Annotated in this window: 16 protein-coding genes; 12 read left to right on the top strand and 4 right to left on the bottom strand. The window is 63.5% G+C overall.

The features are described 5' to 3' along the window. Positions 1–12 precede the first annotated feature (12 nt). Entirely contained in the window at positions 13–1704 is a 1692-nt protein-coding gene (locus OUZ30_RS17530) for a GH35 family beta-galactosidase (RefSeq protein WP_266183729.1), read from the top strand. A gap of 249 nt (positions 1705–1953) precedes the next feature. Here OUZ30_RS17530 and uxaC read toward each other — a convergent pair whose 3' ends face one another. From uxaC to OUZ30_RS17510, 4 genes are all read right to left on the bottom strand, one after another. Continuing rightward, the gene (gene uxaC / locus OUZ30_RS17525) at positions 1954–3378 is read right to left on the bottom strand and encodes a glucuronate isomerase (RefSeq protein WP_266183728.1); all 1425 of its coding nucleotides are present in this window, start codon (positions 3376–3378) and stop codon (positions 1954–1956) included. A gap of 84 nt (positions 3379–3462) precedes the next feature. Continuing rightward, positions 3463–4476, bottom strand: a complete 1014-nt coding sequence (locus OUZ30_RS17520) for an endo-1,4-beta-xylanase (protein WP_266183727.1) — start codon at positions 4474–4476, stop codon at positions 3463–3465. Positions 4477–4483: 7 nt separating this feature from the next. Then, positions 4484–5821 (bottom strand): MFS transporter, encoded by a 1338-nt coding sequence (locus OUZ30_RS17515; protein ID WP_266183726.1) that lies wholly within the window; start codon positions 5819–5821, stop codon positions 4484–4486. A gap of 152 nt (positions 5822–5973) precedes the next feature. Beyond that, positions 5974–6102: a hypothetical protein gene (locus OUZ30_RS17510; RefSeq protein WP_266183725.1), complete on the bottom strand. Its 129-nt coding sequence runs from the start codon at positions 6100–6102 to the stop codon at positions 5974–5976. Positions 6103–6259: 157 nt separating this feature from the next. Here OUZ30_RS17510 and OUZ30_RS17505 point away from each other — a divergent pair, with 157 nt between their 5' ends. The 11 genes from OUZ30_RS17505 to OUZ30_RS17455 all read left to right on the top strand — a co-directional run bounded on the left by OUZ30_RS17505 (position 6260) and on the right by OUZ30_RS17455 (position 20009). After that, a complete protein-coding gene (locus OUZ30_RS17505) occupies positions 6260–9178 on the top strand; it encodes a TonB-dependent receptor (RefSeq protein ID WP_266183724.1) in 2919 nt (972 codons plus the stop codon). A 132-nt stretch (positions 9179–9310) separates the two neighbouring features. After that, on the top strand, positions 9311–10795 hold the full coding sequence (locus OUZ30_RS17500; protein ID WP_266183723.1) for an MFS transporter: 1485 nt from the start codon (positions 9311–9313) through the stop codon (positions 10793–10795). A 30-nt stretch (positions 10796–10825) separates the two neighbouring features. Continuing rightward, positions 10826–11842, top strand: coding sequence for a glycoside hydrolase family 43 protein (locus tag OUZ30_RS17495; protein ID WP_266183722.1), 1017 nt, complete (start codon positions 10826–10828; stop codon positions 11840–11842). Beyond that, complete coding sequence (locus OUZ30_RS17490) at positions 11832–12683, top strand: aldose 1-epimerase (protein ID WP_266183721.1); 852 nt, start codon at positions 11832–11834, stop codon at positions 12681–12683. Before OUZ30_RS17495 ends, OUZ30_RS17490 begins: the two co-directional genes overlap by 11 nt. A gap of 279 nt (positions 12684–12962) precedes the next feature. Continuing rightward, complete coding sequence (locus tag OUZ30_RS17485) at positions 12963–13211, top strand: hypothetical protein (RefSeq protein ID WP_266183720.1); 249 nt, start codon at positions 12963–12965, stop codon at positions 13209–13211. A gap of 145 nt (positions 13212–13356) precedes the next feature. Next, a complete protein-coding gene (locus OUZ30_RS17480; protein ID WP_266183719.1) occupies positions 13357–14166 on the top strand; it encodes a hypothetical protein in 810 nt (269 codons plus the stop codon). 78 nt (positions 14167–14244) lie between these two features. Then, complete coding sequence (gene folE, locus OUZ30_RS17475) at positions 14245–14844, top strand: GTP cyclohydrolase I FolE (protein ID WP_266183718.1); 600 nt, start codon at positions 14245–14247, stop codon at positions 14842–14844. A 19-nt stretch (positions 14845–14863) separates the two neighbouring features. Next, positions 14864–16177 carry a hypothetical protein gene (locus tag OUZ30_RS17470; protein ID WP_266183717.1) on the top strand — a complete coding sequence of 438 codons (1314 nt, stop codon included), beginning with the start codon at positions 14864–14866 and terminating at the stop codon, positions 16175–16177. After that, positions 16170–16886, top strand: a complete 717-nt coding sequence (locus OUZ30_RS17465; RefSeq protein WP_266183716.1) for a hypothetical protein — start codon at positions 16170–16172, stop codon at positions 16884–16886. Before OUZ30_RS17470 ends, OUZ30_RS17465 begins: the two co-directional genes overlap by 8 nt. Further along, positions 16879–19671: an AAA family ATPase gene (locus OUZ30_RS17460; protein ID WP_266183715.1), complete on the top strand. Its 2793-nt coding sequence runs from the start codon at positions 16879–16881 to the stop codon at positions 19669–19671. Before OUZ30_RS17465 ends, OUZ30_RS17460 begins: the two co-directional genes overlap by 8 nt. Continuing rightward, positions 19671–20009: an EF-hand domain-containing protein gene (locus OUZ30_RS17455; protein ID WP_266183714.1), complete on the top strand. Its 339-nt coding sequence runs from the start codon at positions 19671–19673 to the stop codon at positions 20007–20009. The genes OUZ30_RS17460 and OUZ30_RS17455 overlap by 1 nt, the downstream gene beginning before the upstream one ends. The last annotated feature ends 198 nt before the right edge of the window (positions 20010–20207 follow it).

Genomic DNA, 20207 nt, shown 5'->3' with positions numbered 1-20207 from the left:
GGGAGACATACCGTGTTGAATAAGATCAAGCCGGTGTTCAAGCAAGCAGGACTGCTGCTGTGTGCGCTGAGCCTCTCCGGCCCGGCCGTTTTTGCGGCGGACAAGCCAGCCACCGCGGCCACGCCACACTTGAGCCTTGAGCATGGTACGACCCAGCTGATCGTCGACGGCGCGCCTTTTCTGCTACGCGGTGGCGAGCTGGAAAATTCATCGGCTTCCAGTCCGGACTACCTGCAAGAGCTGTGGCCCAGGCTCCAGGCCATGCATCTCAACACGGTGCTCGCTCCCGCCTACTGGGAGCTGATCGAACCACAGGAGGGGCACTTCGATTTCTCCAGCATCGACCACCTGGTCGCAACCGCTCGGCAGCACCGGATGAAGCTCGCGCTGCTCTGGTTCGGCAGCTGGAAGAACAGCATGTCCAGTTACGCGCCGGCCTGGGTCAAGCGCGACCAGGCACGCTTTCCTCGCGCCGCGCGCACGGACGGCAGCGGCCTCGAAATACTCTCGGCGTTGAGCCAGGCCAATCTCGACGCCGATACCCGCGCTTTTACTGCGCTGATGCAGCACCTCAAAGACACCGATGCACACGAGCACACCGTGCTGATGGTGCAGGTCGAAAACGAAGTCGGCATGCTGCCGGAGGCACGCGACCACAGCGCGGCGGCGAATGCCGCTTTCGCCGCGTCGGTGCCGGCTCGGTTGACCGACTATCTCGCCGCGCACAAGGACGCGCTGGCGCCGCCACTGCGCCAGGCGTGGCAAGCCCATGGCTACAAGACCGGGGCCAGCTGGGCCGCGACCTTCGGCGAAAGCCCCCAGACCGACGAGCTGTTCAACGCGTGGACCGAGGCAAGCTACACCGGCAAGGTCGCGGCGAGCGGCAAGGCGGTGTATGCGCTGCCGATGTTCGTCAATGCTGCTCTGATGCGACCTGGCCGACTGCCCGGCCAGTACCCGAGCGGCGGCCCCCTGCCGCAGGTGTTCGACGTCTGGAAGGCCGCCGCGCCCGCCCTCGATTTTCTCGCACCCGATCTCTACTTCCCGAACTTTGTCGAATGGGCGAACAAATACGCACGGCCCGGGCAGGCATTCTTTATTCCCGAAACCGGCCGGGTCAGCGCGGCGGACATCGCGGCGAATGCGTTCTATGCGTTCGGCAGCCTGCGGGCGATGGGCTTCTCGCCTTACGCACCTGAGTTTCTTTCAGCCGAGGATACCGCCACGCTGGGCGAGGCCTATGGCGTCATCGAACAGCTGTCCCCGCTGGTGCTTGCCAACCAGGGCACCGGCAAGCTGGTCGGCATTCGCACACCCACCGCGTTCGACGGCACCGTCGATCTTTCTCCGCAGCAGGTGGCTTTCGACCCCTACCGGTTCGACGTCCATTTCAAACAGCTTCCCGGCATCTCGGTTGGCGCCAAGGAAGAAGCCGAATTGCCTGGCGCCCACGGCGGCCTGATCGTGCGACTGGGTGCAGACGAGTTCATCGTGGCCGGCACGGGCATGATCCTGACGTTTGTGTCGAAGGATCCGGCCAACCCCATCGCCGGGATCGAATCCATCCAGGAAGGCCAATACGAAGGCGGTGTTTGGAAGGCGGGTCGGACGATTAACGGCGACGACAGCAACCAGGGACGCGAGCTTCGCCTTCCCTCGGGGAAGTTCGGTGTGTTTCGGGTCCGGCTTTATCGCTATCACTGAGTCATGTCGACATGACGGCGACTGCGCTCTTTGCCTTCAGCTCCCTCTCCCCTGCGGGGAGAGGGTTGGGGTGAGGGGCGGGTGCTCGCGATGACGCTGATTATGTCGTGGTTTTGTCGCCCTGTATGAGGGGCTCAGCGACCGGGCTCGCCTGCGGCGGGCCGGGTCGCGTCCACGCCACAGCAGAGCGAAAGGCGCTGGATCCCAGCTTCCGCTGGGATGACGGTGAAGGGACGACGAGCGATGTCCTTAAAGTTTGTAGGCCTTTTTCGGCAAGTTATAGGCGAGATCAACCACCAACTCCGCCGCCTCGTCCTCATCCATGCGGTGCTCAGCCACCAGCTTGGCGAGGAACGCGCAATCGACCCTGCGCGCCACGTCATGACGCGCCGGAATCGACAGGAAGGCGCGCGTGTCATCGTTGAAACCGACGGTGTTGTAGAAGCCGCCGCTGCTTAGCGTCTGTTCGCGGAAACGCCACATGCCTTCCGGCGCATCGTGGAACCACCACGCCGGTCCCAGGAAGAGCGCGGGATAGTGGCCAGCCAACGGGGCCAGCTCGCGGCTATAGGTGCTTTCGTCCAGGGTGAACAGGATCAGTTTGAAGCCCGGCTCGTTGCCGAAGCGATCCAGCAGCGGCTTGAGCGCCTGGATGTATTCGGTGCGCAGCGGCATGTCGGCGCCCTTGTCGCGGCCGTAGCGCTCGAACAGCTGGTGATTGTGATTGCGGAAGCAACCGGGGTGCAGCTGCATCACCAGGCCGTCGTCGAGACTCATGGCGGCCATCTCGGTGAGGATCTGCGCGCGGAACAGTTCCGCGTCCGCCGCCGTGGCCTTGCCGCTGACGACCTTGTCGAACAGCTTGCTCGCTTCGGCTGGCGATAGATTGGCGGTCGCCGCACTCGGATGCCCATGATCGGTCGAGGTCGCGCCTGCCCTGGCGAAGTAATCGCGTCGCTGGCGATGCGCGCGCAGGTAGCCGCTCCAGCTATAGACGTCCTCTCCGGTGATCTCGCCGAAGGCTTTCAGGGCGAACGGGAACTGCTCGTGCTCGGGATCGACCACGGGATCCGGCCGGTATGCCGTGATGACGCGGCCACCCCATCCGCTCTCGCGAATGGCGGCGTGGTGCAGCAAAGGATCGAGCGGCGATTCCGTCGTGGCGATCAATTCGATATTGAAGCGCTCGAACAAGGCACGCGGACGGAAGGCGGGCTGTTGCAGCGCCTCGGTGATGTGGTCGTAGTACTGATCGGACGTGCTCGCATCCAGCCGCACGCGCAGGCCGAACACGTCATGGAAGACATGGTTGAGCCACATCGATGACGGCGTACCACGGAACAAGTGGAAATTCTTCGCGAGCAGGCGCCATGCTTCCCGCGGATCGACGCTGGCACGGGAACCATCGCCACGCGGGATGCCAAGCGCGTCCAGCGAAATGCCCTGGCTGTAAAGCATGCGGAACACGTAATGATCCGGCAGCAGCAGCAGCTCGGTCGCGTTGGCGAAGGCCTGGTTGTCGGCGAACCACGACGGATCGGTATGGCCATGCGGGCTGATGATCGGCAGTTTGGCGACCAGCGCATACAAGCGGCGTGCGATCGCACGCTGCACGGCATCGGACGAGAACAGGCGATCTTCATGCAAGGCCAGGGGATGCGTTCCGGTATTCATGGCGGGAGTACGTTTCTCTTCAAGTGATGCGGCGAGATGAAAGTGGCGAATGGACGGATCGGCGCTATGGGACCTCTCTGGACATCAATGCGCTTGCGGACGTGATTCTCCGGTAACGGGTGCGTTTTCGCCATGCACGTAGTTACGCAACCAGACCAGTGCCGGGCGCTCGCTGCCATCCTTGCGGACCAGGTAGGCACCCTGCTTGTCGCGCCACAGGCCCGGTCGGAAACCCCATAGCGTGATGCCCTTGACGTCCGGATGCTCCCAGAACAGCGGGAACACGCGCTGGTAGTTCTTGAGCTGTTGGCTGTCGTCGCGGCCATCGATATCGAGCTCGGTGATATAGATCGGCAAGCCCGTCGCCGCCAGCACATCCAGGTTCGCGCGATGCACCGACAGCGGTACGTCGGGCGTGGTCTCGAACGCGTGCTCCTGCAAGCCGATGCCGTCGATCAGATGCTCCTTCTGCAACAGCTCGATGATCTGGCGGTAGCGCTGGGTATCTCTGTTGCTACGCGTGATGCTGTAGTCGTTGATCAACAACTTGGCGTGGGGAAAGTGCTGACGTGCCATGCGGAACGCGTTGATGATCCAGCCCCAGCCCGTGGCGCCGCTGCCGCCCAGCGCCTGCATGTAGTTGCCGCTGTCCTTATGGCCCCCGGTGGGTGGGTGCTGCAGAGGCTCGTTGACCACTTCCACGAAATCCGCGTCCGGATAGCGTTCCGCGACGGAGGAAAACCACTGCTCGATTTCCCGGCGTTGTTCGTCAGGTGGCAGCTTGCTGATCCACGCGGGCTGCTGTTGGCCCCAGACCAGCACGTGCATGTGGAATGGCATGCCATGCGACTTGGCGAAGTGGTATGCCTCGTCGAGCGCGGTCCAGTTCATCTCGCCACGCACCGCCTCTACGCTGCCCCATTTGCCCGCGTTTTCCGGTGTGACCTTGTTCCAGTAGCTGGCAAAGTCCGGCGCCTGCTTCTTGCCATAGGCACTGCCAAGGAACTTTTGCTGGCCAGCGGCCAAGGCGGTGTCTTGCGCATGCAGGGCGGGCACCGCAAGCGCCAGCGCGAGCCACAGGACGAACGCGTTTTTCATGGTGACACTACTCCGCTGCGACGATGGGTGAAGGAGGTGAGGTGGCTGACGGAGGCTCATCCAGTCGCGCCGGTTCCAGTCGGGGCACCAGCCACTGGACCACGACCAGGGCCAGAAGATAGGCGAAGCCGGCCATCATGAAGACGGGTACATAGCTTCCGGTGGCCTGCAGCAACAGGCCAATCACGGTGGATATCAGCATGCCTCCCACCGCGCCGGCGAAGCCGCCGATGCCGACCACCGAAGCGACCGCATGGCGCGGAAACATGTCTGACGCCAGCGTATAGACATTGGCCGACCAGCCTTGGTGCCCGGCCGTTGCCAGCCCGACCAGCGCGACGGCCAGCCACAAGTTGTTCGCCTTCGCCGCGAAAATAACCGGCACGATCATCAACGCACAGATCAGCATCGCGCCCTTGCGCGCACGGTTGACGCTCCAACCCGACCGGATCAGGCGGCCGGCCAGCCAGCCACCACTGATGCTGCCGAGGTCGGCAAGCACGAAGATCACGATCAACGGCGGCCCGAGCCCCAACAGGGAAAGGCCATAGGTGGCATGCAGAAATTTCGGCAGCCAGAAGATAAAGAACCACCAGATCGGATCGGTGATGAATTTCGCGGCAACCATCGCCCAGGACTGCCGATAACGCAGCAGTTTCGACCAGGGGACGCGAGCGCGTGGCGCGGGCGGTTCATGGCCAATATAGGCCCGCTCGGCGGCCGACAGGCGCGGCTGCTGATCCGGAGTGCGGTAGGTCAGCAGCCATACCAGCAGCCAGGTGGCGCTCAGCGCACCGGTGAAAAGAAAGGCGGCCTGCCAGCCCCACTTGGCCGCGGCGATCGGCACCAGCAAGGGCGCCGCGATCGCGCCGATATTCGAGCCCGAGTTGAAGATGCCCGCGGCCAGCGCGCGTTCCCGTTGTGGAAACCATTCGGCCACCGCCTTGATCGCAGCCGGGAAGTTACCCGACTCGCCCAGGCCCAAGGCAAAGCGCGCCACCGCGAAACTGACGACGCCGGTGGCGAGCGAGTGGCCCATCGCGGCCAGACTCCAGATACCGATGGCGAGGGCGTAGCCGATACGCGTGCCGAACTTGTCGATGACGGCGCCGGCACAGAGCAGGCCAATCGCATAGGCGGCCTGGAACGCTGTGACGATGTGGCCGTATTCGATCTCGTTCCAGCCGATCTTGTCCTGCAGAAACGGCGCCAGTACCCCAAAGACCTGGCGGTCGATGTAATTGATGGTGGTTGCCGCCAGCAGCATGGCGCAGACGCGCCAGCGAAAGCGGCCGATCTTCGTGCCCGGCCTCGAGGCGGCCATCATCTGACTGACATCGTCCATATCACATCCAAACTTGCCGGCCCTTGTGGCCATCCCCTGGTTCAAATGGAAGTCGAGGCAACCAAAACAGGGCCAGATCCAGCGTGCCTTTTTCTGCGCTGCAGCATCGACACGTGCCGCGCAGCCCAAGCGTCGTGGTAGCGCTAACACTACTACAGCGACAATTGCCCACGCCAGACCGCGTTTTGGCTCGAAGAAAAGCGCCCCTTCAATTTCCATTCGGCGGCGTATTTTCCGGCCTTTTTGCTGTTTTCTTGGGTTACATCGGCCAATGCTGCCATGCAGCGTGCGAGTTCAAAATGTTAGCGCTACCGTTCGGCTAGGCCATCTAGGCAGATCGCCCCAGTAAGTCGTCGCATCCAATCGTCCAGTTGGCGAGCACGCAGGGGGCGCTCCAAGGGGACACAAAAAGGTACAAGAAATGAGGGAGGGAGTACGGTGAAGATCCAGTGTGCAAAAACAGTGTTGGCCCATGCTTTGAGTCTTGCTTTGCTGGGTATGGTGGGAACCGCCCAGGCAGACGACCAGTCGCAGGCTCAGACGTCGTCGCAAGCTCAGGCTGATGCGCAGGGCACCGCCACCACGCCCGCCGCACCCGGCGCGGCGCAGGGACCTAACGATCAGCCAGCTCCGGTCAAGCAGCTCGGCGCCGTCAACGTCAGTGGCAGCTATCGCAGCAGCCTGCAGTTTTCGACCGACGCCAAGCGCGACTCGACCAATGTCATCGACACGGTGTTTGCCGAGGACATCGGCAAGTTCCCGGCGACGAATATCGCCGAAGCGCTGGCTCGCGTTCCCGGTGTGCAGATTTCGCGAGACGTCACCGGCGAAGGCGTGAACATTCAGATCCGCGGCCTGGGCACGAACTTCACCAAGATCCTACTCAACGGCAACCAGGCGGCCATCGCCTCCTCCGGTACGCTCGACTCGCAGAACCAGAACCGCGAAGTCGATCTGAACCTGCTGCCCACCGAGTTCTTCACGCAGCTGACGGTGAACAAGACGTCGGAAGCCAGCCAGACCGAAGGCGGCGTGGCCGGCGTGGTGGACATGCGCACAACGCGTCCGTTCGACAACCCCGGCACGCACCTGACCTATTCGGCGCAGGGCAGCTATAACTCGATCGGCAGCGACGTAAAACCGCGTGGCTCCCTGATTGGTAGCTGGACCAGTGCCGACAACACCTTCGGCGCGCTGATCGGCCTCACCGGAGCGAAGTCCGATTACGACGTACGCGGTTTCGAATCGGTCGGCTGGACCACACCGCACCTGACCGCGGCCCAGTGCGGCATCGCCTCGGGTTCATGCAGCCCCGCTGGCGGCGGCTGGGTCATTCCGGGGACGGTGCCGGTCGGCGCCGGTGCTGGCCTGGTGGCGGGCCAGACGATCAACAACGCGTGGCTGTTGGCCAACAACCCGGGCCTGACCACGGGGCAGATCGCCAACGCGCTGATTCCGCGCCTGGGCCGCCCCACTTTCATCAATGGCACCAACGACCACCAGTCGGCCTTGATGTCGTTCGAATTCCGCCCCAACGAACAGGCGCATTTCTACCTCGACACCTTGTTCTCCAAAAAGGAACAGGACTTCGATCGTCAGGATATGAACCTGGTCGGCCGCAACGGTCAGGGCATCCCGACCAATATGCAGGTGGATGCGAACAACGTAGTGACCCAGGCCACGTTCGGCAACTCCCAGTATTTCCTGGAGCAGCGCGAATACAACGAGCACGTCAAGTTCTACAACATCAATCCGGGCGGTGAGTTGCTGTTCGGCACGAATGATGAATTCAAGCTCGACTTCCAGGGCTATACACAGCGCAGTTGGTATCTCAACGAGCAGCCCTCGCTCTTGGTCCAGACCCCGACGGGCCAGGGCATCACGACGTCTTACAGCAACATCGGCGGCAACTTCCCGAGCATCACGCCGAACGTCGACCTGAATAACCCGAACCTGGGCTGGCAGTGGTATCGCGTCAACCTCCAGAAAGAGCGGCGTGTCACCGATAACAAGGGCGCCAGCCAGAGCCTGCAATTCGGCGACGACAGCAACAACCTCAAGGTCGGCATCGCGTACGACGACATCTCGCGCGCGATCAATGCCTACGACAACAGCGCCGCGTGGCAGAGGACGCTCGAGGCCGCCGTTCCGAACTCAGCGCTTTCCCAGTATCTGTCGCCCGGCCCGGGCGGCTTCATCCAGACCAATTTCGCCGCGCTCCAGGCCCTGAGTAACTACAACTATCTCAACGCCACCGCACCGATCGCGACGTCAGCTGCCACGGGTGCCAATAGCGCCAACATTCAAGAAAGAACGTGGGCGTGGTTCCTGGAAGGCAATGGCAAGTACGACCTTTGGGGACGCGACCTGCGTGTCAACGGCGGCGTGCGCCATGCCTATACCGATCAGTCCATCGAGGGTCCTTCGTCGATCGGAGGCCAGCTGCAGTTCGTCACCCTGAAGAGCAATTACGGCTACTACCTGCCGTCGTTCAACCTGGCCTATAGCGCGGCTGACGACATCATTGTGCGCCTGGCAGCCTCGCGCTCGATGACCCGCCCCGACCCCAGCTCCATGGTGCCCAACACCAACTTCAGTGATCCTGCGGCGGCCATTGCCACCCAGGGCAATCCCAACCTGAAGCCGTACCTGTCCACCAACCTGGACTTCGGTGGCGAGTGGTATACGGGCGGCGAGGGCTACGTGGGCCTCAACCTGTTCGGCAAGCGCATCACCGGTTTCACGGTCAATGGTACCAACCTGATTCCGTTCAGCCGGCTGGGCATTCCGTTCGCGAGCCTGACCGATACGCAGCAGCAGGCGATCAACCTGCGCGGCGGCCCTGCGGCGGCGCAAGTGCAGGTCACGCAGCAGGTGAATGCCGACGGCACGCTCTTCATCAAGGGCGCCGAAGCGAACTGGGTGCAGCCACTGGACTTCATCACCAAGGGACTCGGCATCACGGCGAACTGGACCGTCGTCTCGCAGAACAACATCGGCAGCGGCGTACCGGCACAGGCCATCGGCATTTCGCCGCATACCTATAACGTGACGACCTATTGGGAAAACTTCGGCGCGATGGTCCGCCTGTCCTATGTCTGGAACGCCGCGCAGATCAGCTCCTCGCCGAACCAGAATGGTCTGCCCTACGGCCAGATCAAGACGGATGCGCGTGGCCAGCTCGACATGTCGGCCAGCTACCAGTTCGCCCAGTGGAAGTCGAAGCCGATGCTCACCTTGAATGTCATCAACATGACCAAGGCGGCCCTGCGCACGACGTTCACCTACGAGAATGCCGCGTATACCTACTACACCCCGGGCTATACGATCATGCTCGGCATCCGTGGCAGCTTCTGATAGCGGATTCACTTGATGTATCGGCGGCCCGCCCGGCTTCTCCAAGCCAGGCGGGCCGCACCGTCTCATGACCCTGCTTGCCGTTTGTACGTCACACTCACCACGGCCCGACGAAGCGATGAATCAGCGCGCATGAACAACACATCCCAAACACTCTCGGTGACGGAAAAGGTCGGCTACAGCCTTGGCGATCTGGCTGCCAACCTGATTTTCCAGACGCTGGTCACCTTCCTGGCGTTCTTCTATACCGACGTGTTCCGCATTCCTGCGGGCACGGCGGCGACCATCATGTTTGTTGTCGGCACCCTGGGCGCTTTCGTGTTCACGCCCGTCATGGGCCTGATCGCCGATCGCACCCACACGCGCTGGGGCAAGTTCCGCCCGTGGGTGCTGTGGACTGCGTTGCCGTTCGGCGCACTTTCCCTGCTGGCCTTCAGCACACCGTCGCTGGGCGAACAAGGCAAGGTGACCTATGCGATGGCCACCTACTCGCTGCTCGTGCTGGTCTATATCGCCAACAATCTCCCCTATTCCGCGTTGAGCGGCGTGCTCACCGGCAGCATGGCGCAGCGCAACAGCCTTTCGTCCTACCGCTTCGTGGCGGTGATGGTGGCGCAGTTCATTGTCCAGGTGCTGTTGCTGCCGCTGGTGCTGATGCTTGGCGGCGGCGACAAGGCACGCGGCTTCCACAACACGATGACGCTGTTCGCCATCGTCGGAACGGTGTTTTTCCTGATCACGTTCTTTACCACCAAGGAACGCATCACGCCCACGGCAGAGCAGAGCGCCAGCGTGCGTGACGACCTGGCCGACCTGGCCAGGAACAAGCCCTGGCAGATCATGCTGGCCGTCACCATCCTGCTGTTCGTCAATCTCGCGCTCAAGGGCGGCACGTATATCTACTATTTCAAGTATTACCTGGACGACGCGTCACTGACCGCCTTCCTCGACCGCATTGGCTTCAACAGTTTTATCGCGGGCTTGAACCACCTGCTGGCCGGCATGGGACTGACCGAATTCAGCTGGCCGAAGGATGCGCCAACCTCGGCCTTCAGCTTGTTCAACGGTCTGGGCATCATCTTCATGATTGTCGGCATCGGCTTCTCCAAGCGGCTCGCTGACCGCTTCGGCAAACGCGATGTGTTCGGCGGCGCATTGTTCGCCTCGACCCTGTTCCTGCTGGCCTTCTATTTCTATCCACCCGATGCCATCGGTCTGGTCGTTGTCTCGTACATCTTTCATGGCTTCTTCTACGGCATCACCATTCCGCTGTTGTGGGCAATGATTGCCGACGTCGCGGATTATTCCGAATGGAAAAACCGTCGACGCGCTACCGCCATCATCTTTTCGGCCATGCTGTGCGGCCTGAAGTTTGGACTCAGCATGGGTGGTGCGCTGGTGGCCGGCATCCTCGCCTATCACGGCTATCAGGCGGGTGCGGACACCCAGTCAGCGGACGTCGTCAACGGCATACGCCTGACCGTCAGCCTGTTCTGCTCCATCCCGTTCTTGCTCGGCGCGGCGCTGATGTTTTTTTACAAGATCGACAAATCCCTGGAGCTGCGCATCGAGCACGAGCTTGGTGAACGACGACTCCCCGCCGGCGCGAATGCGTGAACCCGGCGCAATCCCAGTTCGGTATCAACCATGTCCGATGAATCCGCACAGATCCAACTAACGTCCTTGGCAGACCAGGCCATTTCGCAGCCGCTGGTTACGCATATCTACACCGCAGACCCTTCTGCGCATGTATTCGACGGCGCCATCTATATCTACCCGTCGCACGATATCGAGGGCGGCGTTCCGTTCAACGACAACGGCGACCATTTCTGCATGGAGGACTACCACGTCTTCCGCATGGCCTCGCCCGATAGCGAAGCGGTCGACTGCGGCGTCGCCTTGCACGTCAAGGACGTGCCATGGGCGGAGCGGCAGATGTGGGCGCCCGATGCGGCGTGCAAGGATGGCCAGTACTACCTGTATTTCCCGGCCAAGCGCGCTGACGGCATCTTCCAGATCGGGGTAGCCGTGGCCAACCGCCCGGAAGGTCCCTTCGTTGCCGAGCCAGCGGCAATTCACGGCAGCTACTCCATCGATCCGGCGGTGCATGCCGATGACGATGGTGCGTTCTATATGTATTTCGGCGGTATCTGGGGCGGCCAGCTGCAGAAATATCGCGACAATAACTACGCCGAAGCGCACGAAGAACCCCGTGACGACGAGCCCGCGTTGGGACCGCGTGTCGCGAGGCTCAGCGACGACATGAAGCAGTTTGCCGAAGCGCCGCGCGAAATCCGCATTCTGGATGAGAACGGACAGGCGTTGCTGGCCAGCGATCACGCTCGTCGTTATTTCGAAGGGCCATGGATGCACCGGTACCAGGGCAAGTATTACTTGTCCTATTCCACCGGCAATACGCACTTCCTCTGCTATGCAACCAGCGACAACCCGTATGGCCCGTTCACTTACCAGGGACAGATCCTCACCGAGGTCGTCGGCTGGACCACGCATCACTCGATTTGCGAAGTCGACGGCAAGTGGTATCTGTTCTATCACGACTCGATTTTGTCGGGCGGCGTCACCCACCTGCGTTCGATCAAGATGACCGAGCTGCGCTATGACGAGCAGGGCAAGATCATCACGCTCCATCCCTATGGCAAGTGATGTCCCTGGGCACGTGCAACCACACGACGACGCCTTGAGTCCACTGGCCCCCGGCCCACTGGTCCGGATCGCCAGTGGTGCGCTCGCCGTCGACATCGCCCCCACCGCCGGTGGTCGTCTCGCGCAGATCACGTTTGAAGGGGTGCCGTGGCTGGTCGGCCACGATAGCCAGAACCCGGCCATGATCGCGTGGGGAAGTTATCCGATGCTGCCGTGGGCGGGGCGCATTCGCCACGGCCAGTTCCATTTCCTGGGGCAGCGCTACCGGCTTCCGCTCAATCTTGGCGGCCACGCGATCCACGGCGTTGGCTTCGGCATGCCCTGGCAGGTCGACGAACAGGCGGCGTCGCACGTAAGTCTCTCGCTGCAACTGCCCGAGGACGAACGCTGGCCGTTTGGCGGCACCGCCCAACAGCGCATCGAAATCGGTGAGAGCCGATTGAGGTTGACGCTGACGATCACCGCCGGTGCGCACCCCATGCCGGCCACCATCGGATGGCATCCATGGTTCCGGAAACCGGAGCGACTCGATTTCGAACCCAGCCGAATCTACCCGCGCGATGCAGAGGGCATCGCTTCCCTGCCTTTGGCGGCCCCGCCGCCGGGGCCCTGGGACGACTGCTTCCTCAACGACAAACCGGTACGCCTTCATCGCGATGGGCAAAGCGTTCGGCTTAGCTCCGATTGCAGGCACTGGGTGGTCTATGACGAAACCGCCCACGCCACCTGCGCCGAACCGCAGAGTGGCCCGCCCGACGCCTTCAACCTCGCCCCCGCGCAATACCTCACGCCCGGCTCGTCGATCTCCGCGTGGTTTCTGATGGAATGGGAAAAGCCCTGAAGCAGCACAAAGGCCTGCTTCTCTGTCGCCGTCATCCTGGATGAAAGGATGGATTTCCTGGTATCAGGGCAGGGTCCCACGACGGCAGCGAGCCGCCAGGTGTTGCCCTTGCCGGGGGATGGAGTCCTGCGCCCCGTTGGGAGCATCATGTAAGCCGCATCTCGACCTGTGCGCGACGACGTTTTCGGGATGATCAGCCAGCGCCGTTCGTTGAACGGATGGCGAGCAGCACGACCGCTCACGGCGTGAACATCCCTCAGGTGTGCAGGAGTTGACGACATGACGGACATCAACGCGCTGATCACTCGCACTGCCGCCTCCACGCGCCGTTGCAGCGCCAGCATCGCCGAAGCCCTCCGACATGTGCATCAGGCACGCCAACTGGCTGCCGAGGCGGGTTGTGCGCCAAAGATCACGGCCGCCCTGGAGCGCGCCGATCGGAATCTACACGATGCGCAGCACGACACCCGGAACCACCGCCGGCAGCTGCTGAGAAAGGCTGAGCGAATGACGAAGCCCCACGGCTAACCGGCGGGTCTCCTCCCTAGACCCCGCGTCGAAATCCGCAGCAACAGGCTGCACTCCCAGCACGCCACGCTCCCTCAAACCCCATTGGGCAGACAGCGACGTTCCATCAGATGCATCGGTTGGCGATGCGTGCCGGAGTCGTCGCATGAAAACCTCAATCATCGCCCTGAGCATGGCAGCCGCTTTGGCTGCGAGCACCGCGGCCAGCGCGGTCGGTCGGCTGGTGGATCTGGGCGTGTATGACCGCACGGCGGAACAAGAGCTGCCGGTCTACCGCTATCAGGGGCGCTATTACGTGGCGGGACAGCCTGGCCACCGCTACCAGATTCATCTGCGCAACATCGAGGGAGAGCGCGTCCTGAGCGTGATTTCGGTCGATGGTGTGAATGCCATATCGGGCGACACGGCCGACTGGTCACAAACGGGTTATGTGCTCGGCGCCTATACGTCGACCGATATACGCGGTTGGCGCAAGAGTCTTTCGCAAGTGGCGGACTTCGTCTTTGCGGATGCCGCGCAGAGCTACGCAACGCACACGGGTCGACCGAACAATGTCGGGGTGATCGGCGTGGCTGTGTTCCGCGCCCGGCCTTTACCGCGCGCGATCCTGCCGATGGCGCCGGAGGCTGCGAGCGGAGCCCAGAAAGCCGCCGAGTCCGCGGCCGCGAGCCCTCTCCCGCCGCCGCCTGCGCCAGCTTCCGTCACGGCCGTGGTACCGCCGGTACGAACCCTCGATGCCACCGGCCCGCTCGGCACCGGTCACGGCCCGCGGGAGGAATCGTCGGTGAGCTACACCGACTTCAAGCGCAGCTCGGCCACGCCGGATGACGTGGTCACGCTTTACTACGACACGCGCGAGCGCCTGATCGCCCAGGGCGTGATCCCGTCGCCCGGCGTGCCGCAACCGGGCCTGCCCGAGCCTTTCCCGGGCCATTTCGTGCCCGATCCGCAATGACTTGCGCGTGCGTGGCGGGCGCAAGACTTGACGAGGGCGCTACACTGACAGGTCTGTGCTGTAGCCGAAGGACCCCGCATGAGCGACCGCCCTGAACCGACTGACGTCACCCGCGAGCAGGCCGAGGAGGCCGTACGCGTTCTGCTGCGCTGGTCGGGCGAAGATCCCAGCCGCGAGGGTCTGCTGGATACCCCCAAGCGCGTGGTCAAGGCCTACCGCGACTGGTTCTCCGGTTACCAGACCGATCCGGGCGAATACCTGCGCCGCACCTTCAAGGAAGTCCACGGCTACGACGAAATGGTCGTGCTGCGCGACATCGAATTCGAGAGCCATTGCGAGCACCACATGGCGCCGATCATCGGCCGTGCCCACGTGGGCTACCTGCCGACCAATCGCGTGGTGGGCATCAGCAAGCTGGCACGCGTGGTCGATGCCTATGCGCGCCGCTTCCAGGTGCAGGAAAAGCTCACCGCGCAGATCGCCCAGTGCATCCAGGAAAACCTGCAGCCAGCCGGCGTGGCCGTGGTGATCGACGCCAGCCACGAGTGCATGACCACGCGTGGTGTGCACAAGCGTGGCGTGTCGATGATCACCAGCCAGATGCTGGGCGCTTTCCGCGACGACGCGCGTACCCGCTCGGAGTTCCTGCAATTCATCGGCATCCACGGCGGACGCTGAAGGCGCAGGCAACGGTTTGATGAGTTTGGTCGATAGCGCGGACGCCGACGAGCGTCTGCAGGATGTACTGCGCGAAGGTATTACCGCCGAGGATCTGCCGGCGGTATTCCCACTTCTACGCGGCCGCTCGCTGCTGCGCGCGTTCAGTGCGCTGTTCCATGGCAGTGAAGCGCAGGTGCTGCTGCGCCTGCTGATACTGCGCACGCTGGGCGCACGCGCGCATGCACCCGAGTGGACACCGGCGGAGATTCGCGACCAGCTCGCCTTCGTCGATCCAGTGAAGCTGGAAACCGTGGTGCAGCGTTTGAAGGACCACGAGCTGTTGACCTGGGATGCCGAAACCCAGCGCTACCGAATCAGCCCGCTCGGCCGCAAGGCACTGGCCGCCGTGGCCACCTTGCTGGAGTTCGAGCGAGACGATGAGGACGGCCTCGGCTATCTCACCGCGCAGTTGGCTGCAGGCCAGGCGGTGGGCCGACTCTCCGCCGACGAACTGAGCCATCTACTGTCGCGCCTATCGGAGTTGAAGGAAGACTTCGATCGCGCCGTACTGTCGGGTTCCGAACATCGCATCCGTCATGCCGCCACGCGGTTGGAATCGGTATGGGACTGGGTGGAGAAAGGCACCGAGGTCGTAAGCCGCATTGCGGATAGCGCCGACCTTGATCCCGCCACGCACCGTCTCGCACAAGCGGTGGGTCGGGCGCAAAGCGCGCTGCTGCGGCAGGCCGGCACCTTCCAGCGCGAGCTCAACAAGATCGACCAGCATCGCGTGCATCTGGGCCGAACCGGATTGTCGTCGTCCGATCTCGTAGCATGGCTGCGTTCGCTCAGTCCCGACGCATTGGCCCAACACGCCGACGATGCCGCGTTGCTGCCGCTGCAACCGCCGCTCCTGCAGGACCAGATCGCGCTCGACGTGGCCGAGTTCGAATTGCTCGAACGCGAACGCGCGGCGGCGGAAAACACCGATATTCCCGCTGCCGAGAGCACGCCCACCACGGCCGACCTGCCGATGGACGAGGACGATCTCGCGCCGCTGCTGGCCTGGCACGGCGAACTCGCCGCACTCACCCAGCCGCTGGAACTCAGCGATGCCCTGCGTGGCGAAGACTACGCACTGAGCGCCTATCGGCTCTCCCTGCTCGGCCTGCTTGGTGACCCCGAGTCGTCAGCACTACAGGGGCCAACCGCCGATCTCGCACGGCTTCCGCTGGCTTTGGAAATCGAACCACGCCTGATCGACCCGGGCCTGGCTGCGATCGCGCTGGTCAGTGCGGGCCGCCTGCATCCACCCAGCCCACCTTCACCCAGGGAACAACCCGATGCATGACGAAACCGCGTCGCTGGTCGCCCGCCTGCTGGCCCAGCGCTGGTTGCCGCGCGACGACGTGCAGGCACGTAAGGCGCTGCTGGACGAAGGCTTCCGCGAGGAGCTCGATCGCCGGCTGGCCAGCGTTGGCCTGGAACTGCGTGAGCATCCCTACTCGGCTTATATCAGCGTCGCGGTAGCGCGCAGTAGCGAGCGCCATGTCTTCGGCGGCAGCGACAGCTGGATCTCCAATACCTTGCAGCTCGATCGCGATGCGATTGCACTGCTCGTGGTGCTCTGGGCCTTGATCGTGCTACCCAAGCGCCAGCGCCAGCTCGAGCGCCAGCAGGCCGAGGCCGATGCCTCGCAGACGCTGATGTTTGCGGAAGCGAAACCCATTTCTCGCGACCCCTCGCTGTCGCCGGTGGTGGCCGAGCGCACCTTGCTGGCTGACTTCGGCGACCGGCTCGGCGGCAAGACACGAGTGAACTTCAACCTGGGCCTGCTGGCACGCCACGGTTTCATCGTGCGCCGCAAGGGTGAGCTGGCCGAGGGGCCGATACTCGATCTGGTCTTCGATTACGAACGCACGGCGCGACGCATTCTCGATGGCGCCCTGGGCGACCTGCTGGCCGGCCTGGTACCGGCCCGCCGTGATGACGACAACGATGAACCGCTCTATGACGAAGCGGAAGATCTCGAAGACAGCGAAGTGACCAGCGATGTTTGATTTCCGCAGCCTCGAAGTCATCCACTGGGATTACTGGCAGCGCTTCAGCCTGCCGCTGGATACCAATATCGTCACCGTGGTGGGGCCCAACGGTTCCGGCAAGACCACCTTGCTCGACGCGTTGCGCACCCTGCTCACCATCGACTGTGCCGGTAACCGCGACTACAAGAGCTACCTGCGCCACAACGGCAAGCCGTTCGCGTGGCTGCGCGCGCGCGTGGGCAACATCCCGGGGCCGCGCGGCGAGCGCCCGTTCTTCCCGTTGATGGACAACGAAGTCACCCTCGCCGTGCGCATCCAGAAGAAGGGTGGCGAATGGCAGCGCCAGTACGCCGTGATGGGCGGTAATGTGAGCGTGGACGAAATCGAAGCGCGCGGCGACTGGCTGGGCCTGCGCGAATACCGCGTGCGCCTGGAAGGCGCCGGTCTGTCGCAGGCGATCCGCCGTGTGCTCACGTTGGAACAGGGCGCGACCGACAAGCTCTGCCAGTTGCCGCCCAAGTCACTGCTGGAACTGGTGTTCGATGTATTTGGCGACAAGACCGTGCTGGACGACTACCAGCGCGCCCGCAACGAACAAGCCGAGGCCGACCGTGAACAGCACGGACTGGAACATCAGCTTTCGCTGATCGGCGTAAGCCTGCAGGAAACCGAAGGGCGCGTGCGTTCGTGGCAGGAATGGGATGCGCTGGGTCGTGAACGTACCGAGCTGGTCGCCGACGTGCTTCCGCGTACCGAGCTGGCCGAACTGCACGCCGCCATCCGAGGCGCGCGCCCGCAGCTGCTCGGGCTCAAGCGCAAATGTCGTGAACTGTCGCAGCGCGATGTCGAGCTGGACCAGCGCCTGATCGCGCTCGATGCCAACGAAGAACACCTGCGCGGCGAACAGAAGCTGGCTGATGGCACGCGCCAGCAGGCACAGCGCCAATTGGATGAAGCGCGCCGCGCGTATACCGAAAACGAAGTGCTGCTGAAGCAGGAGTTGCGCCTGCGCGAACAGGTCGCCGCGCAGGATGGCGCCGACCATGACGCGCAAGGCCGCGTGCTGATCGATGCGCGCAGCCAGCTGACTCGACTGCAGGGCGAGGAAGGCCGTCTGCGCGAGGAGCTCAGCACGCTCACCGCGCAGCTCGGCGCCTGGCGCCGCGGCCAGCGCTACACACCGGAATTCGAGCAGACCTTTCGCCGCGCACTGGACGACGCCGGCATCGGCCACAGCATGCTCAGCGAGATCGTGGAGATCAGCGAGCCGCGCTGGCAGGCCGCGGTGGAAGCGGTACTCGCCGGCTATCGCCATGTGGTGCTGCTGGACCATCCGCGCGATCGCGAGGCCGCATGGCGTCTCGGCGAACAGCATCGCTACAAGCATTTCGTGGTGGCCGATCGTGCGCCGACTACCGCGCCCACGCGTGGTTCGCTACTGGAAGTGGTCGACTTCAAGGCGGCGGCGCCGGAATGGCTGTTGCGCCAGCTCGACCGCATCCGCCGCGTCGACGATGTGTCCGATGGCACCAAGCTGGGCAAGGAGCAGGACTGGATCACCCCGCAAGGCTATTTCCGCGAACGCCGTGGCGGCCGTCATCTTGGTGTCGACGATGTTTACTTCGGCAGCGCCGCGCGCGAACGCCAGCTGCGCGAAGGCGAAGCGCGCCTGCAGCGCATCGAGGAACAGCTGCATGCGCTCACCGATCAGCGCAAGCAGTGGCAGCAGCATGCCAGCGATGCGGAGAACCTGCTGCGCGGCGCCAATGCCAGTGGCCAATTGGCCGATCGTGCCGACGAATTCGCCGCGGCCCACGAGGCGCAGGCAAGCTTGCAGGATGACGTGCAGCGCTGTGCCGACAGTTACGCCGCCGCCGACATGCACTACGAAGCCGTGCGCGAAAAACGCCAGCACAACTCGCGCCAGCGCGACAACGAGGCGCGCGAGCACAAGCAGACCCAGCAGCAGCTGGCCGACGGCACGCGCCAGTTCAGCCAGTTCCGCAACGAGCAGATCGAGCGCCTCAAGGCCTTCCGCCACAAACGCAGCCACGTACGACCGGGCAAGCGCAACCGCCAGGCCATGACCGAACTGCGCGAGCGCTATGAATCGCCCGCCGCGGCGAGGCGCGAGATCGAGCGTATCGAACGCCGCCTCAACGAAGGCCACTGGGAGTCGGATGCCGGCTGCGTGCCACTGCGCGACAAGCTGGCCGGCGATCACGAAGGCCTCAAGCAGGACCTCGTGCGCCGGCGCCAGCATCTGGAACGCGCTGCACGCATCACCAGCGAAGCGCGCGCGGCCTATCTCAACGTGCTGCGCAATACCGTCAAGCGCTATGCGCGGAACCTGAAGATCCTGGCCGAACTGGCCGGCATCGGCGTGGAAGTGGAACTGCCCGAGCTGTCCAACGAAGACCTGGCGCTGGCCTCGGCCGGCCTCAACGTACGCTTCGAGTTCGACAAGAAGGGCTGGATCGGCATGGACGACGGCGAGGCTTCCGGCGGCCAGCAGGTGATGAAGTCACTGCTGTTGCTGGTGGCGTTGATGCGCGATGAGGATCGCCCGGGCGGCTTCGTCTTTATCGACGAGCCGTTCGCGCACCTGGACATTTTCAACATCGACAAGGTGGGTGCCTTCCTCAAGTCCACCCGCGCCCAGTACATTCTCACCACCCCGGCCACGCACAATATCAACGTGTTCCAGCCCAGCGACCTCACCCTGGTCACCAGCAAGCGCCGGCCTGGTGCCACCTGGGCGCAGCCGCTCGCCGTGCTACGCCGCCGGACCGAGGCCGCCTGATGCGCTTTGCGCGCGCCATCGTGCTGACCGGCTTGATCCTGCGGCCACTGGCGGCCTGGTCGCAGAGCACCCCGGCTGAGTATCTGCGCGAGTTCGACACCGACGGCGATGGCCGCGTCAGTGAAGCCGAGTATGTGGAACACATGAGCGAAGGCTTTCGCCGCATGGACCGCGACGGCAACGGCGTGCTGGAAGGCGACGAACTGCCTGGCGGCCACGGCCGGCCGATTACGCTCAAGCAATTCCAGGACAATCTGCGGCGGCAGTTCCACAAGCTGGACCGGAACCACGACGGGTATCTGGACGCGCGCGAACTGACCCAGCCACCGCAACCCTGACCTGCTCCCTCTCCCCTTTGGGGAGAGGGTTGGGGTGAGGGGCCAATCTAGCCTCGTTGTTGGTTAATACGGTCTTTTTGCGGCCTTCCCGCGAGCACCCGCCCCTCACCTCAATCCTCTCCCCGGAGGGGAGAGGAAGCACGCGCACGGCCGCCAGTCTTTACTGCACCGCACACACCGCGACACACACAATCCGCT

Origin of the sequence: Dyella humicola (assembly GCF_026283945.1) — a bacterium.
GTDB lineage: Bacteria > Pseudomonadota > Gammaproteobacteria > Xanthomonadales > Rhodanobacteraceae > Dyella > Dyella humicola.
Note: the sequence above shows the minus strand (reverse complement) of the source record. Positions and strands in the feature narration are given on the sequence as shown.

Coding starts and splice junctions, on each gene's coding strand:
- OUZ30_RS17455 (WP_266183714.1), top strand. CDS start 19,671: ATGCGCTTTGCGCGCGCCATCGTGCTGACCGGCTTGATCCTGCGGCCA.
- OUZ30_RS17500 (WP_266183723.1), top strand. CDS start 9,311: ATGAACAACACATCCCAAACACTCTCGGTGACGGAAAAGGTCGGCTAC.
- OUZ30_RS17485 (WP_266183720.1), top strand. CDS start 12,963: ATGACGGACATCAACGCGCTGATCACTCGCACTGCCGCCTCCACGCGC.
- folE (WP_266183718.1), top strand. CDS start 14,245: ATGAGCGACCGCCCTGAACCGACTGACGTCACCCGCGAGCAGGCCGAG.
- OUZ30_RS17510 (WP_266183725.1), bottom strand. CDS start 6,102: ATGGCAGCATTGGCCGATGTAACCCAAGAAAACAGCAAAAAGGCCGGA.
- OUZ30_RS17515 (WP_266183726.1), bottom strand. CDS start 5,821: ATGGACGATGTCAGTCAGATGATGGCCGCCTCGAGGCCGGGCACGAAG.
- OUZ30_RS17520 (WP_266183727.1), bottom strand. CDS start 4,476: ATGAAAAACGCGTTCGTCCTGTGGCTCGCGCTGGCGCTTGCGGTGCCC.
- OUZ30_RS17495 (WP_266183722.1), top strand. CDS start 10,826: ATGTCCGATGAATCCGCACAGATCCAACTAACGTCCTTGGCAGACCAG.
- OUZ30_RS17480 (WP_266183719.1), top strand. CDS start 13,357: ATGAAAACCTCAATCATCGCCCTGAGCATGGCAGCCGCTTTGGCTGCG.
- OUZ30_RS17470 (WP_266183717.1), top strand. CDS start 14,864: ATGAGTTTGGTCGATAGCGCGGACGCCGACGAGCGTCTGCAGGATGTA.
- OUZ30_RS17490 (WP_266183721.1), top strand. CDS start 11,832: ATGGCAAGTGATGTCCCTGGGCACGTGCAACCACACGACGACGCCTTG.
- OUZ30_RS17465 (WP_266183716.1), top strand. CDS start 16,170: ATGCATGACGAAACCGCGTCGCTGGTCGCCCGCCTGCTGGCCCAGCGC.
- OUZ30_RS17460 (WP_266183715.1), top strand. CDS start 16,879: ATGTTTGATTTCCGCAGCCTCGAAGTCATCCACTGGGATTACTGGCAG.
- uxaC (WP_266183728.1), bottom strand. CDS start 3,378: ATGAATACCGGAACGCATCCCCTGGCCTTGCATGAAGATCGCCTGTTC.